Source organism: Dyadobacter beijingensis DSM 21582 (assembly GCF_000382205.1).
Classification (GTDB): Bacteria; Bacteroidota; Bacteroidia; order Cytophagales; family Spirosomataceae; genus Dyadobacter; species Dyadobacter beijingensis.
The window spans coordinates 1100306-1115854 of record NZ_KB907788.1 but is presented as its reverse complement, the minus strand read 5'-3'; the positions used below and the strand labels follow the sequence as shown (position 1 = coordinate 1115854).

11 protein-coding genes are annotated in these 15549 nt (G+C 55.4%); all 11 read left to right on the top strand.

What is annotated here, in order from left to right; translation table 11 throughout:
- Window positions 1-9 precede the first annotated feature (9 nt).
- Complete coding sequence (locus H144_RS0118160; RefSeq protein ID WP_019943523.1) at window positions 10-1362, top strand: enolase C-terminal domain-like protein; 1353 nt, start codon at window positions 10-12, stop codon at window positions 1360-1362.
- Complete coding sequence (locus tag H144_RS0118155) at window positions 1359-2396, top strand: LacI family DNA-binding transcriptional regulator (protein ID WP_019943522.1); 1038 nt, start codon at window positions 1359-1361, stop codon at window positions 2394-2396. The genes H144_RS0118160 and H144_RS0118155 overlap by 4 nt, the downstream gene beginning before the upstream one ends.
- Before the next feature lie 154 nt (window positions 2397-2550).
- A complete protein-coding gene (locus tag H144_RS0118150) occupies window positions 2551-3792 on the top strand; it encodes a mandelate racemase/muconate lactonizing enzyme family protein (protein ID WP_019943521.1) in 1242 nt (413 codons plus the stop codon).
- A gap of 5 nt (window positions 3793-3797) precedes the next feature.
- On the top strand, window positions 3798-5039 hold the full coding sequence (gene dgoD, locus H144_RS0118145; RefSeq protein WP_019943520.1) for a galactonate dehydratase: 1242 nt from the start codon (window positions 3798-3800) through the stop codon (window positions 5037-5039).
- A gap of 92 nt (window positions 5040-5131) precedes the next feature.
- A complete protein-coding gene (locus H144_RS0118140) occupies window positions 5132-8122 on the top strand; it encodes a SusC/RagA family TonB-linked outer membrane protein (RefSeq protein ID WP_019943519.1) in 2991 nt (996 codons plus the stop codon).
- Between the two features lie 18 nt (window positions 8123-8140).
- Entirely contained in the window at window positions 8141-9619 is a 1479-nt protein-coding gene (locus H144_RS0118135; protein ID WP_019943518.1) for a RagB/SusD family nutrient uptake outer membrane protein, read from the top strand.
- A 133-nt stretch (window positions 9620-9752) separates the two neighbouring features.
- A complete protein-coding gene (locus H144_RS0118130; protein ID WP_019943517.1) occupies window positions 9753-11984 on the top strand; it encodes an outer membrane protein assembly factor BamB family protein in 2232 nt (743 codons plus the stop codon).
- A gap of 140 nt (window positions 11985-12124) precedes the next feature.
- A complete protein-coding gene (locus tag H144_RS0118125; RefSeq protein ID WP_019943516.1) occupies window positions 12125-13156 on the top strand; it encodes a 2-dehydro-3-deoxygalactonokinase in 1032 nt (343 codons plus the stop codon).
- Window positions 13153-13788: a bifunctional 4-hydroxy-2-oxoglutarate aldolase/2-dehydro-3-deoxy-phosphogluconate aldolase gene (locus tag H144_RS0118120; protein WP_019943515.1), complete on the top strand. Its 636-nt coding sequence runs from the start codon at window positions 13153-13155 to the stop codon at window positions 13786-13788. The genes H144_RS0118125 and H144_RS0118120 overlap by 4 nt, the downstream gene beginning before the upstream one ends.
- A 2-nt stretch (window positions 13789-13790) precedes the next feature.
- Window positions 13791-15086: an MFS transporter gene (locus H144_RS0118115; RefSeq protein WP_019943514.1), complete on the top strand. Its 1296-nt coding sequence runs from the start codon at window positions 13791-13793 to the stop codon at window positions 15084-15086.
- Entirely contained in the window at window positions 15083-15538 is a 456-nt protein-coding gene (locus H144_RS0118110; protein ID WP_157504817.1) for a GNAT family N-acetyltransferase, read from the top strand. Before H144_RS0118115 ends, H144_RS0118110 begins: the two co-directional genes overlap by 4 nt.
- The last annotated feature ends 11 nt before the right edge of the window (window positions 15539-15549 follow it).

The window sequence follows — 15549 nt, the reverse complement described above, 5'->3', positions numbered from 1 at the left end:
CTTAAATTCATGAAAGAGAACGGAATGAGCCGTCGGGAAACGATGAAAGCGCTAGGGCTCGGCGGTTCGGCCGGGATACTGGGTCTTTTCGGAGGCACGCCGGATGCCCGCGCGGCCGACCATGATACGCCGCAGTATGCCCGGGGCATGAAACCGCTGACGATCAAGAGCGTTCGCGCCATTGCGACGGCCCCCCAGGGCTCCAACCTCATTGTGGTGAAAGTAGAAACCTCCGAGCCGGGTTTATACGGGCTGGGCTGCGCTACCTTCACTCAGCGTGCGGAAGTGGTGCTGGTGGCAATCAATACCTATCTCAATGAGTTTTGTGCCGGCCGCGACGTCGACAATATCGAGGATATGTGGCACGCCGCTTACGTAAGCTCTTACTGGCGCAATGGCCCTGTGCTGAACAATGCATTGAGCGGCCTCGACCAGGCGCTTTGGGACATCAAGGGCAAGCGCGCCGGCATGCCGCTGTACCAGCTGCTGGGCGGGAAAGTGCGTTTCGCCGTGCCGTGCTACACCCATGCGAACGGGCGCACGCCCGAAGAGACGGTGGAGAGCGTGAAGAAGATCCAGGAGCAGGGTTACCGCTATATCCGCATTCAGCAGGGGGGCTACGGCGCCGTTGGCAGCACCACCAAAAAGCCGGACTTTAAAGAGGCGGGTTTCGGCGGCGCGACGGACAATTATATGGACGAAAACGCTTACCTGAAAGCCATTCCCATCCTGTTCGAAACGGTGCGCAAGCAGTGTGGAGAGGAGGTGGAACTGTTGCACGATATCCACGAACGGGTGCAGCCGATGAATGCGATCAATATGATCAAAAAGCTGGAAGCGTACCGGCCGTTCTTTATCGAAGATCCGTTCTCGCCGGAGAACATGAAGTGGTTCAAGCTGTTACGCCAAAGTACGACCGTGCCGCTCGCCATGGGCGAATTATTCAATAATATCAATGAATTTCTCGAACCGATGGCTAACCAGTGGTTCGACTATATCCGCATTCACGTGTCGCAGATCGGCGGGGTGACACCGGCGATGAAAGTGGCCCGGCTTGGGGAATGGTTCAATGTCAAAACGGCCTGGCACGGTCCTGGTGATGTGTCACCGGTCGGGCACTCGGCGCACGCGCATATTGACCTGGCTGTGTGGAACTTCGGTATCCAGGAAGCGGTGCAGTTCAATGACAAGACGCTGGAAGTGTTTTCGGGCTGTCCGACGATGAAAAACGGGTATATGTCGGTCAACGAAGTACCGGGAATCGGCGTGGATATCGACGAAAAGGCAGCCGCGAAATTCCCGATTACCACGAAGTCGAACTGGCAAGTAAGAAAATTCGACGGTACGCTTATACGTCCATGAAAAAAACATCGCTCAAAGATATTGCGCAGCAAGCGGGCGTCTCGACGGCCCTGGTTTCCTACGTGCTCAACGGCAAGGAGAAGGAAACCAGGGTAGGAGAGGCTATCGCTCAAAAAATCAGGCAGATAGCGAAGGAATTGAACTACCAGCCGAACCACCTGGCCAAGAGCCTGCGCAGCGGGAAAACCTATACGATCGGACTGATTATCGCCGATATCTCAAACCCCTTTTTTGCCAATATCGCCCGTGTGGTAGAGGATGAGGCCAAAAAGAATGGTTACACGGTGATCATCGGGAGCTGCGACGAGCACGCCGAAAAATCGTGGGATTTGGTCAATGTGCTGATCAACAGGCAGGTAGACGGTTTTATCATCGTATCCTGCGAGGGCTCTGAAAACCAGGTGCATTATCTAAAAGAGCGGAACATTCCATTCGTATTGCTCGACCGCCATTTTCCAGAGATCCAGACCGATTTCGTCGCTACGAACAATTACAAAGCCTCGTACGACGCCGGTGTTCACCTCATCGAAAGCGGCTATTCGCGGATCGGCATTATGGCTTACAAATCGAATATGTACCATATGGAGGAACGTGTGCGGGGTTTGCAGCACGCATTGCGCGATAATAACATCGACTTTAACGACGCCTGGCTCAAAGAAGTAAATTTTGAAACAATGGACAGCGAGGTACGCACGGCCATCGACGAAGTACTCGCCTCCGACCAGCGCGTGGAAGCGATGATATTCGCAACTTACGGCTTGGCTATCAATGCGTTGAAATACATCAACGAGCTGCGCCTGAAAGTGCCGTCCGACCTGGCGATCGTCAGCTTCGGGCAGGCGGAGGTGTTCGATTTGTATTACTGCCCAATCACTTACGTGCGGCAGCCATTGGAAATGCTGGGAAAAACCTCCGTCGAGTTTTTGCTGAAAAAGTTAAAGAACCCGGATGAAGGCATGAAACAGATCCTCATGGAAGCCAAACTTATCCCGCGCGACTCGTCGAAGGCTAAAAAGCCTGTTTCGAAAGGCTGATTTTTTTGCCAGAATGCTTAAACGTTTAATGACCAGGTTGTTACATACGTAGCGTCAGGGATGGTCATGGGTGATCAGGAAATGGCTGACATCCGATAATTCCTGGCTACACACCCGACTATTCCTGACATCACAACATATCCTATCCCCATTTATGCAAAGAAGAAATTTTATCAAAACCGCCTTCCTCGGCACGGCGGCAGTGGCGACAGGCTTTCCGCTGATCGAGGCGGAGGCTGCTTCCAAAATGAAGATCACCAAAATCCGGTACTACGCGGCGCCGGGGTATAACAAACCGCTTTTCAACCAGGCGCGTGGCATCGTCGAGATCGAAACCGACGGCGGCATCATCGGCATTGGCGAGGGCGGATCGAAAGATATGATCGAGCAATGCGCGCAGATGATGATCGGGGAGGACCCGTTCCGCATCGAACACATCTGGCAGAATGTCTACCGCGGGATGTTCTACCCGCCGGGACGCGAGAAGCTCCATGCACTGGGCGCGCTGGAAATGGCGCTTTGGGACATTAAGGGAAAGGCATTGAATGTGCCCGTGTACGAGTTGCTCGGCGGCGCCACCCGCGATTACGTAGAATGCTACGCAACCGGTTTCCGTGCCTCCAAGGCCAAAACCGAGGAAGAACGGGCCCGCGACTGCATCGAAGCCGGCCTTCGGGCCTATCGCATTGGTCCTACGGGCGGCAACGGCGACCAGCCCTTTGATTTTTATGAAAACGTAAAAAAGACGATCGATTTCTGCAAACGTATCGACGAGGCCGTTGGCGGCGGCGGCAAATGGGCCATCGACCTGCACACGCGTTTCGACATGACCGACGGCCTGAAAATCTGCACGGCACTGGAATCACTGGAACCGTATTTCGTGGAGGATATTATCCGTTCCGAAAACCCGTCGGTCTACAAAACGGTGCGTGCGATGACGAAGGTGCCCATTGCCGTAGGCGAGCAGTTCGGCGACCGCTGGGATAGCAACGAGTTCATCGAAAACCGGTGGATCGACTACACGCGGTTTACATTGCCCAATACGGGTGGGATCAGCGAGTTCAAAAAGCTCGCGTCGATGTGCGAAACGCATTACGTGGGTATGGTCCCGCATTTCACAGGTCCGCTGGCGACGGCCACGCTCGTGCATGTGCTCGGTTCGAGCAGCCCGGCGCGGGCGCTGATGGAGCTCGGCGGCGGCGAACCCGAACGCCCTGCCTATTTCAACGAGGATTTTATCAATTTCAAAAACGGCAAGCTATACCTCAACAATGCGCCCGGCCTGGGGGTAAAATTCGATCCGAAGAAAGCAACCTTCATCATGGAGGTCAAAGAAAAAACCCAATTCCCGCACCCGATCCTGAAAAGTCCGGACGGCTCCATTCACAACTGGTAAACGCTATGAAATCCAACCCTAAATCAGTTTCCCGCCGCACGGCCATCCAGTCGGTACTGGGCATTGCGGCGACAGGCACGATGCTGCTGCCCAAAACGTCCTATGCGGCCGATCCTGCGCCCTTTCAGGCTTACGGAAAGGTCAAGATCACGAAACTGGAAACCTTTCTCGTCAAACCGCGCTGGATATTTCTCAAAATCCACACCGATGCCGGCATCGTAGGGCTCGGCGAGCCATTGCTCGAAGGTCGCGCGCTGACAATCCAGACTGCCATCAAAGAAGTAGAACCATACCTCGTAGGCAAGGACCCGCGGGCGGTCGTTCATCACTGGCAGGCTATTTACCGTCACGCATTCTACCGCGGCGGGCCTATTCTCACGAGCGCTCTGAGCGGCATCGATCAGGCGCTCTGGGATATCAAGGGCAAGCTCCTGGGCGTTCCCGTGCACGAGCTCCTGGGCGGCCCCACCCGCGACCGCGTGCGTGTATATGGGCGCGCATCCAATGCGGAAGACATGAAAAAGCGTAAGGCGGAGGGGTACACCATCATCAAAACCGGTGTAGCCAAAAAGAATCCGGCCAACATCGTCGAGAACCCCGCATTCATCAAATATGCCTCCGACAATTTCGCTTCACTGCGCGAGGCGGGCGGCCCGGAAATGGACATTGCCATCGACTTCCATGGGTCGGTGCCGCAGCAGACTTCCAAGGTATTGATCAGGGAATTGGAACAGTATCAGCCGTTTTTCGTGGAGGAGCCCTGCCAGGCGCAAAATGTGGACACGCTCGTCGACATTGCCCGCGGCACACACATTCCCATTGCTACCGGTGAAAGGATTTTTACCAAATGGGGCTTTCGCGAAATCCTCGAAAAAGGGGCTGCCAGCATTATCCAGCCCGATTTGTGTCACGCCGGCGGCATCACCGAAGGGCGCATCATTGCCGGGATGGCCGAAGCCTATTACATTCCCATCGCCCCGCACAACCCGATGGGCCCGATCTCCCTGGCCACCGGATTACAACTGGCCGCCAGCGTACCCAATTTCCTCGTGCAGGAGCAGGTGACCCTCGGCGAAGGTTATCTCAAAGAGCCATTCAAACTGCAAAAAGACGGGACCGTGATGGTGCCCACCAAGCCAGGCCTCGGCGTGGAGCTCGACGAGGACGCATTGAAAGACAAAATAGGCCACGACTGGAAGAACCCGGAGAGTTACAACGCGCTCGACGGGTCGGTGGTGGATTGGTAGGGTGGTTGACCGCTGTCGGCGGTCGATAAAGATCGCTAAATCCATACCCCACCTAAAATTGCATTTTTTAACGTTCAACTATAATCATTTCCATGAAAAAACTACTGAGTTTATGCTTGGTTGTCTTCGTCGCGGGTGGGGGCTTGCTATTTGCCCAGGGCGCGAGGGTGACCGGAAAAGTGACCGACCAGGACAATGCGGCGCTGCCCGGCGTGAGCATCCTGATCAGCGGCACCTCGCAAGGTACCGTCACCGACGGGGAGGGGAATTATGTGATCAATGCGCCGGGCGACGGGACGCTGGTGTTTTCGTTTATCGGCTATGAAACGCAGACGGTAGCTATTGGCAACCGTTCGGTAGTTGATATTAAACTGGCGCAAGGCTCGCGCAGTCTCGACGAACTCGTGGTGGTTGGTTACGGCACCCAAAGAAAAACCGACGTGACCGGTGCATTGTCCGTCGTTTCAACGCGGGAGTTTTCGCAGCAGCCCATTACCCGCCTCGACCAGGTGTTGCAGGGCCGTGCGGCGGGTGTGCAGGTGACACAGTCGAACGGTGCGCCGGGCGGGGATTCCAAAGTGAGGGTGCGCGGCGCAAACTCGGTGCTCGGTAACAACGATCCGCTTTATGTGATCGACGGTTTTGTTGGTGCGAATTATAACCTGCTGAACCCGAATGATATCGAGTCGCTGCAAGTACTGAAAGATGCCGCATCGACGTCCATCTACGGAAGCCGCGGTGCGAACGGGGTGATTATCATTACAACCAAAAAAGGTACGAAAGGCATTAAGGTGAGCTACGAAGGCCAGGGAAGCGTGTCGAATGTGATCAAGAGATTCGACATACTGCCGGCAGGGGAATTTGCCGAGATCGTCAACGCACGAGCGCTCGCAACAGGTTCCAATGCCCCGTTCACGCAGGCACAGGTAGATGATTTCAAAAGGAACGGCGGCACCGACTGGCAGGACCTCGTGTACCGCAAAGGCAGCGGCCAGCAGCACCAGGTGACGGTTTCGGGCGGCAACGAGAAAACTTCCTTCCTGATCTCGGGCAACTATGTAAACCAGAAAGGGATCGTCAATAACAGCGGGTTCAAACGCTATGTGCTGCGGACCAACCTGAGTACGCAGATTAACAAGAAGCTGGCATTGCGGCTGAACCTGTCGGGCGCGAAAACGGCCAACCACAATACCGACGGCGGCGGCGCCCTCATCGAAGCATTGCAATGGGCACCCACCACGCCGGCGTACGGAGCGGACGGCCAGCCCACTTTCGCCGATCCGATCGGTTCCGTTTCGCGCAGCCCGCTGGATCATTTGTATGACAAATCCATCGATACCGAGCGCATGAACATCAACGCCATCGGCGGCCTGGCCTACCAGTTGCCCATCGAAGGCCTCTCGCTCGACCTGCAATACGCGATCAACTACCTGGATGCGCAGAACAAAAACTTCAACGGCAAACGGCTTTCGAACAACAACCCGAATGCCACCCGCTACTCGGCCGACCAGGTTACTTTGCAGAATACCAATGCATTGAACTACAACCGCACATTCGGCAACCATTCCATTACAGCCGTGGCAGTACTGGAAACCCAGCAGTTTACGGACAAAAACTTCACCGCTACGGCCAATGGCCTGCGCTTCCCGCAGCTTGGGTACGATAATATCGGCGGCAACTCGGCGGCGACCGTCAATTCGGGCTTTTCGAAATGGACGCTGCTATCGCTGCTCGGCCGCGTCAACTATGCATTCAAGGACAAGTACCTGATTACCGCTGCGATACGCCGTGATGGTTCTTCCAAATTCAGCAAGGACAACCGGAATAGCGTATTCCCGTCGGTGGCGTTGGGCTGGCGGCTATCGGAGGAGGAATTTATCAAAAACATGAATGTATTTACAAACCTGAAACTGCGGGGAAGCTGGGGTAAAACGGGCAGCCAGGCCATTAACCCTTATGCGACGCTCTCGCCATACAACTCTACGCAGGTCGGCTTTAATAATACGGCCGTAACGGCGGGGGTAATCCAGGGTAACCAGGGTAATAGAAACCTGAAATGGGAAACTACCACGCAAACCGACGTGGGTATCGAAATGGAGTTCCTGAATGGTCGCCTGCATTTCGAGGCCGATTATTTCAACAAACGCACGACGGACCTGCTGCTGAACGTGCAGCTGCCCAACTACGCGGGCGGAGGTACGCAGACGCGCAATGTGGGCGAGATCAAAAACAGCGGCTTCGAGTTCGCGATCGGCGGTACGCCCGTTGAAAAGGGTAAATTCAGCTGGGAAACCAACCTGAACCTCTCGACACTGAAAAACGAGGTGGTGAGCCTCGGCGGCCTGCCGCGCCTCGGTACAGGCACCGGTGCGGGCGGCGGTATGTCCATTACCAACGAGTTTATGCTCATGCCTGGCCAGCCGCTGGGATCTTATTGGGGGCTCAGATACCTCGGCACCTTCAAACCGAACGAGGCCGATATCGCCGCCAAGCAGGGCCGTGTGCCGGGTGATCCGCATTATGAGGATGTGAACGGCGACAATGCCATCACCACCGACGACTTCCAGATCGTGGGCCACGCGTTCCCGAAACTGACCGGCGGTTGGAACAACACCTTCACATATAGCGGATTTACGCTCAATGTGTTCTTTCAGGGGGCTTTTGGAGTGGATAAATTGAATTATACCCGTGCGGGCGCGATGTCAGGCTCGGGTGAGGCGCGGCAGTTCCTGCTGACGGAGATCCGCGATTACTACCGCGAAGGCAATACCGATTCGGACATTCCTGCATTTACCAAAACTTACCAGCCGTTTACACAGTCGAGCCGGTTTGTGGAAAACGGGAGTTTCGTGCGGCTCAAAAACGTGAGCCTGGCTTACAATGTACCGTCGTCGGTGCTCAGGGACAAGGCCAACATCCGCATTTTTGCCAGCGCTACGAACCTGTTTACCATCACGAAATATACCGGTCCGGACCCGGAAACGAGCAACGTCGGTTCCAGTACGGACACCGCCATCGGCATCGACCGCGGTTCCTACCCGAATGCGAAGGTGTACACGGTGGGGTTGACTTTGGGCTTTTAAAACATCAAAAAAAGAGACATGAAAAAAATAACCATACTTCTCCTAAGCGGCCTGCTCCTGACGGGTGCCGGTTGCAGCGATTACCTCGACGAGGATACGACGGGGCTTTTGTACGGGCCTAATGTGCTATCGACGCAGGATGGCCTGGAATCCGCATTGACCGGTGCCTACAAGGGCCTGGCAAACCAATGGGGATACGGGTTTCTGCACCCGTCGGCTAATGCGGCCGTACTCGGCGCGGACGATGTGACCACCCATCCGGCCAGCAATAAGACCGACTGGCGGGAGTTTGACCAGTTCAATGCGTCGACGACCAACCAGCGTTCCAATGCGGTTTACAATGGCTGTTATAAAGCCATCCAGGGTGCAAATAATGTGATCAACAACTATCAGAAGACGGTCGGTACCAAAGCGACGATCGACATTATCGTGGGCGAGGCGCATTTCATCCGCGCATTTTCCTACTACTGGCTCACGCGCTTCTGGGGCAATATCCCGCTGGTGATGGCCGGGGAATATTCCGACGATCTGCTGACGATCAAAAAATCGACGCCGCAGGAAGTTTACGACCTCATTGTGGCCGATTTGAAAGTTGCCGAAACCAACCTGCCCAACGCGAAGCGCGATCCGGGCCGGCCCAACAAGGGCTCTGCGAAAGCCTTCCTGGCCGACGTGTACCTGACCATGGCAGGCTGGCCATTGAAGCAAACCGACAAATACGACCTCGCGGCCGCCAAAGCCAAAGAAGTGATCGACAATGCCGGTACCTACGGCTTCGAGCTGCTGCCGACATTTGCGGCGGTGTTTGAAAACGATCCCGCGTCGCCGGGTACCAGGGAAGCGGTGTTTCAGATCAGCGGCTACCTGGGCGGCAGCGGCACGGCCAATGCAACCTACGGCAACACGACGATGCCGGGCGAGGAAGGCGGCTGGGACGATATGTTCGCCGAGTTGAATTTCTTCCGCGATTTCCCTGCGGGACCACGTAAGGACGCCACTTTCCGCACCGAGTTCGGCTTAGGCGCTACCAAAATTCCCTGGCAGAACAGTTTGACGAAACACCCGTACTACCAGAAATGGTATATCAAAGGCAACATCGTGACGTCGAGCATTTCGTTGCCGTCCGTCATGATGCGCTACCCGCACGTGCTGACGATTTACGCGGAAGCCAAAGCGCGCGGCACCGGCGGTCCCGACCAGGCGGCCTATGACGCATTGAACAAGGTCCGTCTCCGCGGGCGTGCAGCCGGTACCAAAGCCCTCACAACCGCCGACGGCCTCACGCCGGCCCAGTTTGCCGATGAGGTCGTGCAGGAGCGCGCATGGGAGTTTGCCTGCGAGCGCACGCGCTGGTTCGACCTGGTTCGCCTGGAAAAAGTGGAAGAAGCGAACGCGAAGAAAAGCCCTGACGATTTGCAGCCGATCAAACCGATCGTAAAGGCGAATTACTGGTTTCCGCTTCCATATACGGACACGTCCATCAATCCGAATTTGTAATCCTCGTTTGTGGGGTGATCAAGTTGTTGTTGCATCCCCACGGGATTTTCGAAATGCGTGATGGTTTCGCGGTGAAAACGAAATGCCGCCGAAACACACGCCTGAGATTTGTGAAATACTAATAAACAATCCGATGACGATCCGTTTCCCGATCATTACCGCATTATTCCTCGCCGCCACGTGCTTTGCGTTGATTCCGCCCGTCGACAATGGCGCTGTAAACGACGACAAAATGAACGCCGACTGGCCCGTATACGGCGGGAATAATGCAGGTAACCGCTACTCCGCATTGACCCAGATTAATAAGGATAATGTCAAAAACCTGCAACCGGCCTGGACATTCGATACGGGTGAGAACAACATACCCGGCGAACGTGGGATGGATATGCAATGCCAGCCGATCGTGATCGACGGGATTATGTACGGCACCACGCCGAAGTTAAAGGTGTTCGCTATCGAGGCTGCCACAGGGAAGGAGCTCTGGAAGTTTGACCCGTTCGAGGGGAAGCGGCCGCGGTATCATCCGATGCGGGGCGTGGTGTACTGGTCGGAGGGAAGCGACAAGCGCATTCTGTTTACGGCCGGGCCCTCCCTGTTTGCAGTGAATGCGGAGACGGGCAAGCCGGTGGAAAGTTTTGGTAAAAACGGCGAGGTGGATTTTCACGACGGCCTGGGCGATAGGCAGACTTACGGTTATGATCCCTATCAGTTCAATATCCGCAACACGACGCCGGGAGTGATTTACAAAAACCTGCTCATTACCGGCTCCTCGGTATCGGAGGGCGGCGATGCTTTGCCGGGGCACATCCGGGCCTTCGATGTGCGTACGGGGAAAGTTGCCTGGGTGTTCCGGACAATCCCGCTGCCGGGTGAATATGGTTACGAAACATGGTCGAAAGATTCTTATAAAAGGCTTGGCGGCGCCAATTGCTGGGCCGGAATGGTGGTAGACGAGGGGCGCGGGATGGTATTTATGGGGACTGGCTCGCCGTCGGTGGATTTTTACGGCGCCGCGCGGAAGGGTAGTAACCTGTTTGCCAACTGCGTCATCGCGTTAAATGCACAGACCGGTAAGCGCGTCTGGCATTTCCAGACGGTCCACCACGATCTCTGGGACCGCGATATTCCTTGTCCGCCGAATTTGATAAGGGTAAAAAGAAATGGTAAAATGGTCGACGCCGTAGCGCAGGCGACCAAGGACGGCTATATTTTCCTGCTCGACCGGGAAACCGGCAAACCGCTTTTCCCGGTAAAGGAAGTACCGTCGCCGCGTGCGACGGCGCTTCCCGGCGATGAACCGTGGCCTACCCAGCCCGTTCCCGTAAAACCCGCACCATTTGCCAATCAGGCATTGACCGAAGCCGATATCACCACACGCTCACCCGAAGCGCACGCCTACGTGCTCGACCGTTTTCAAAACAGCAACAAAGGCCCGAAAAACCAACCGCCCGACTTGCTCGGCGGCTTGCTGTATGGCATCGGCGGCGGCGCGGAGTGGGGCGGTACGGCGGCCGATCCGGCGGGTGTGGTGTATGTCAATGGTAATAATATGCTCTGGTGGCTCAAAATGCGGGATGCGAAACAGGTGCAGGGCGGCGGGAAAGGGCAAGCGTTGTCGAAGGGCCAGGTTTTGTTTAATACCCATTGTACGGCTTGCCACGCGACGGACACTCAGCGTGCTGCGGCCTCAGCGGCTACGCAGGCTTATCCCGTTTTGAAGGACATCGGCCAGCGTATGGACCGCAGCCAGATCGCTGCACTGCTCGAAACCGGCCGCGGGCGGATGCCGTCATTTCAGCATATTACAAAAGAAGACCGCGCGGCGATGATCGATTTCCTGTTAAAAGTGGAAAACAAACCGGGCGCAAACGACATCCATGCCCAAACCAATGCCATCGCGGCCAGCGGCAGCAAGGATTTTCCCTATTTAGCGCCTTACGTTAACAATGGCAATGTGCAGTTCCGGGACCAGGACAACTACCCGGCCATTAAGCCGCCCTGGGGGACATTGAACGCCATCGACATGAATACGGGCGAATACCTGTGGAAAGTGACCCTGGGCGAATACCCTGATCTTTCGCGTCAAGGTATCCCGCCCACAGGTACGGAAAACCACGGCGGTCCGCTCGTGACAGCCGGCGGCCTGCTTTTTATCGCAGCCACTTACGACGAGAAATTAAGGGCATTCGACACGAAAACCGGTCAGATTGTTTGGGAATACCAATTGCCGGCCGGCGGTTTTGCCACACCCATTACTTATATGGTGAATGGAAAGCAATATATTGCAATCGCCGCCGGGGGCACAAGATATGGCCTGAAACCCGGCGGCAATTATATCGCTTTTGCATTACCCTTTTTCCGTTAGCTGAGGCCGGCTGAAAAATGATAAATGTTGCTGAATGGGGAGATGGTTGGTCTTTTCCCGTCGACATTAGTCGACGGATCAATATCGACGGATCGAGATTCAACGGGTTGACATTCGACGGATTAACACAAAAAGAAACTATGAGCAAACACCTGCTGAGTTGTGACTGGGGAACGTCGTCGTTCCGGCTGAGGCTGGTTAATTTGAAGGAGCGCGACGTAGTGGGCGAGGTGACGTCTTCGGATGGCATCGGGACCGTGTACAGTGCGTGGCAGGAAGCTCGAAAGGGAGGCGAGCTGGAATCCGGGCAGGCTGACGCTGTGCCGCGGGGTGCATTTTATCGTTCGGTGATCGCTACTCAGGTGGCGGCTTTGAGCCGGCAAACGGGCATCGACCTCGCCAGCGTGCCGATTGTTTTGTCCGGTATGGCGTCGTCGTCGATCGGGATGCGGGAATTGCCTTATGCGCGGCTTCCTTTCGCATTGGACGGCAGCCATTTGGGGATGCGGCAGGAAGAGGAAGAGCCGGATTTTCCACACGAGATCACGCTCATTTCCGGCGTCCGCAGCGACCACGACGTCATGCGCGGCGAAGAAACGCAGCTCATCGGCCTTAGTGCCGCGATGGACCTTTCGGGGCGCGACGCGATATTCATTTTTCCGGGCACGCATTCCAAGCATATGTTCGTCCGAGATGGCCGGTTGATTGATTTCAAGACATTTATGACCGGTGAAGTCTTCAATCTCATGGCTAATCAGAGCATTCTCAAAGACTCCATCGACCACTACCTGCATTCCGATTTCAAACCCGAAGCGGCCGCCGCCTTCCGCGAGGGCATACGCGAGTCGGGGTCGGGAAATATTTTAAATGCATTATTTACAGTAAGAACCAACCAGCTTTTTGATTTATTCAGTAAGCGGGACAACGGGATGTTCCTGAGCGGGCTGCTGATCGGCTATGAAATCCGGGATTTGACGCGGGAAACCAATGCGCACCTCGTGCTCTGCGGCGGCAATAACCTGTACCAGCTCTACAAGGCGGCCATCGAAACGCTCGGCTTGTCCGGCCGCGCGACCATCATCCCGTCCGAAATAGTCGACCGGGCCGCTACTACCGGGCATATCCGCATTTTTGAGAACCAATATTTAACATTGAATAAAGCAAATTTATGAGTGAGCGTACATTTTCGTGGGAGTTGTTCAACAAGGCGCCGCTTGTCGGCATTATCCGTAATGTATCACCAGAGGACGTGAAGCGCATCCTGCCTATCTACCGCGAAGCGGGCCTGACGACCGTCGAGATCACGATGAACACCCCCGGCGCTACGGATATGATCCGGTATGCCTTGGAAAACGAGCATTACGGCCTGAATATCGGCGCCGGGACCGTTTGTACGAAAGAGGACCTGGACGCAGCATTGGATGCGGGCGCGCAGTTTATCGTGACGCCCGTTTTGAATAAAAAGGTGGTCAAATCCTGTGTCAAAAAGGGCATTCCGGTGTTTCCCGGCGCATATACACCCACTGAAATCTTCAATGCGTGGTCGCTGGGCGCGACGATGGTGAAGATATATCCCGCCACGGCTTTGGGGCCGGGTTATATCAAAGACCTGAAAGCGCCGATGAACCAGCTGAAACTCCTGCCGACAGGCGGCGTAAGTCTCGAAAACATGACCGCATTCCTTCAAGCCGGTGCCAATGGACTGGGTATCGGCGGGCAGCTGTTTGACAAAAAACTGATCCAGGACAAGGACTGGGACGGCCTGAAAGCACATTTCCTTCAATTCGCACAAAAACTCGCCTAGCAATGGCTAAAATCAGGAATTACCGCTGGATCATCGTGGTCCTGCTCTTTCTCGCCACGACCATCAACTACCTCGACAGGCAGATCATCGGCTTGCTGAAACCCATTCTCGAAAAGGAGTTCGTGTGGACGGAAACCGACTTTGCGCGTATAGTAATGGCCTTTACGGCCGCCTATGCCGTGGGTTTACTGGTTTTCGGCTGGCTGATCGACAAGATCGGCACCAAGGCGGGCTATTCGTTCACGATCGTATTCTGGAGCGTGGCGGGTATGCTGCACGCGGTGGCCCGGAGCGCGTTCGGGTTTGGTGTGGCGCGCGTGGGACTGGGGCTCGGTGAGGCCGGTAATTATCCTGCGGCCGTCAAAACGGTGGCCGAATGGTTTCCAAAAAAAGAACGGGCCCTGGCCACGGGCCTTTTCAATGCTGGTACGAGCGTCGGTGTGGTAGTGGCATTGTTACTGGTGCCCTGGATATTAAGCCATTACGGCTGGCAGGAGGTGTTCTGGATCACGGGTGCATTGGGTTTTGTATGGTTGGTATTCTGGCTGATTTTTTATGATATTCCTGCAAAACAAAAACGGCTCACGGCCGAAGAGCTGCACTACATCGTAAGCGGGCAGGATCAGGATGAGAACGAAGCCGAGAGACAGCCCGTCAAATGGCTCAAACTCTTCACGTTCCCGCAAACCTGGGCTTACATTACCGGCAAAGGCCTGATCGACCCGATCTACTGGTTCTTTCTGTTCTGGCTGCCGTCGTACTTTGCTTCCACGTTCAACCTGGACCTCAAAAAGCCGAGCCTGGAACTGATGCTCATCTACACGGCGACGACCGCCGGCAGCATAGGGGGCGGTTACCTGTCGTCGTGGCTCATCCGGCGCGGCTGGCCGACGCTCAAAGCACGTAAGACGGTGCTGCTCGGCCTGGCGTTTTGTGAGCTATCCGTAATACTGATCCAGTTTTCCAGCGGTGTATGGATGGCCGTCGGGCTGATCAGTCTTGCCGTGGCATTGCACCAGGCATGGGCCACGAATGTGTTCACACTACCTTCCGATCTTTTTCCCAAACAGGCCGTAAGCTCCGTCGTCGGCATCGGCGGCATGGCCGGGGCGGTGGGCGGTATCCTTTTTCCGATCCTGATCGGCAGTCTGCTCGACAGCTACAAAGCCGCCGGAAACATCCAGGCGGGCTATAACATCATTTTTACAATCTGCGGTTTTACCTATCTTGTGGCGTGGCTGATTATCCATTGGCTCACGAAAACGCCCAAAGTAGTAGAACTCGAAGAATTGCAATGATACTTTTAAGAAGGACAGACTCCGAAGACCCCGATTTTCAAGCCATGGTCAGGTTACTGGACGCCGAGCTGGCGATCCGGGATGGTGCTGATCATAGTTTTTATTCCCAATTCAACAAAATAGACAAGATCCACCACGCCGTGGTGTGCTATGAAAACGACGAGCCGATCGGGTGCGGGGCGATCAAGGCATTCAGCAACGAGGCAATGGAAGTGAAACGCATGTATGTGTCGCCGGCCGGACGGAATATGGGCACTGCCAGCCGCATTTTGGGCGAGCTGGAAGGTTGGGCCGCTGAAATGGGTTATTCCAAATGCGTCCTCGAAACCGGCAAACGCCAGCCGGAGGCGATCGCGCTCTATGAGAAGAACGGCTACCACCGCACGCCAAACTACGGGCAGTATGTGGGTGTCGAGAATAGCGTTTGTTTTGAAAAGACTTTGATTGCCTGATTGTTACGGGC

Coding starts and splice junctions, on each gene's coding strand:
- H144_RS0118160 (WP_019943523.1), top strand. CDS start 10: ATGAAAGAGAACGGAATGAGCCGTCGGGAAACGATGAAAGCGCTAGGG.
- H144_RS0118155 (WP_019943522.1), top strand. CDS start 1,359: ATGAAAAAAACATCGCTCAAAGATATTGCGCAGCAAGCGGGCGTCTCG.
- H144_RS0118150 (WP_019943521.1), top strand. CDS start 2,551: ATGCAAAGAAGAAATTTTATCAAAACCGCCTTCCTCGGCACGGCGGCA.
- dgoD (WP_019943520.1), top strand. CDS start 3,798: ATGAAATCCAACCCTAAATCAGTTTCCCGCCGCACGGCCATCCAGTCG.
- H144_RS0118140 (WP_019943519.1), top strand. CDS start 5,132: ATGAAAAAACTACTGAGTTTATGCTTGGTTGTCTTCGTCGCGGGTGGG.
- H144_RS0118135 (WP_019943518.1), top strand. CDS start 8,141: ATGAAAAAAATAACCATACTTCTCCTAAGCGGCCTGCTCCTGACGGGT.
- H144_RS0118130 (WP_019943517.1), top strand. CDS start 9,753: ATGACGATCCGTTTCCCGATCATTACCGCATTATTCCTCGCCGCCACG.
- H144_RS0118125 (WP_019943516.1), top strand. CDS start 12,125: ATGAGCAAACACCTGCTGAGTTGTGACTGGGGAACGTCGTCGTTCCGG.
- H144_RS0118120 (WP_019943515.1), top strand. CDS start 13,153: ATGAGTGAGCGTACATTTTCGTGGGAGTTGTTCAACAAGGCGCCGCTT.
- H144_RS0118115 (WP_019943514.1), top strand. CDS start 13,791: ATGGCTAAAATCAGGAATTACCGCTGGATCATCGTGGTCCTGCTCTTT.
- H144_RS0118110 (WP_157504817.1), top strand. CDS start 15,083: ATGATACTTTTAAGAAGGACAGACTCCGAAGACCCCGATTTTCAAGCC.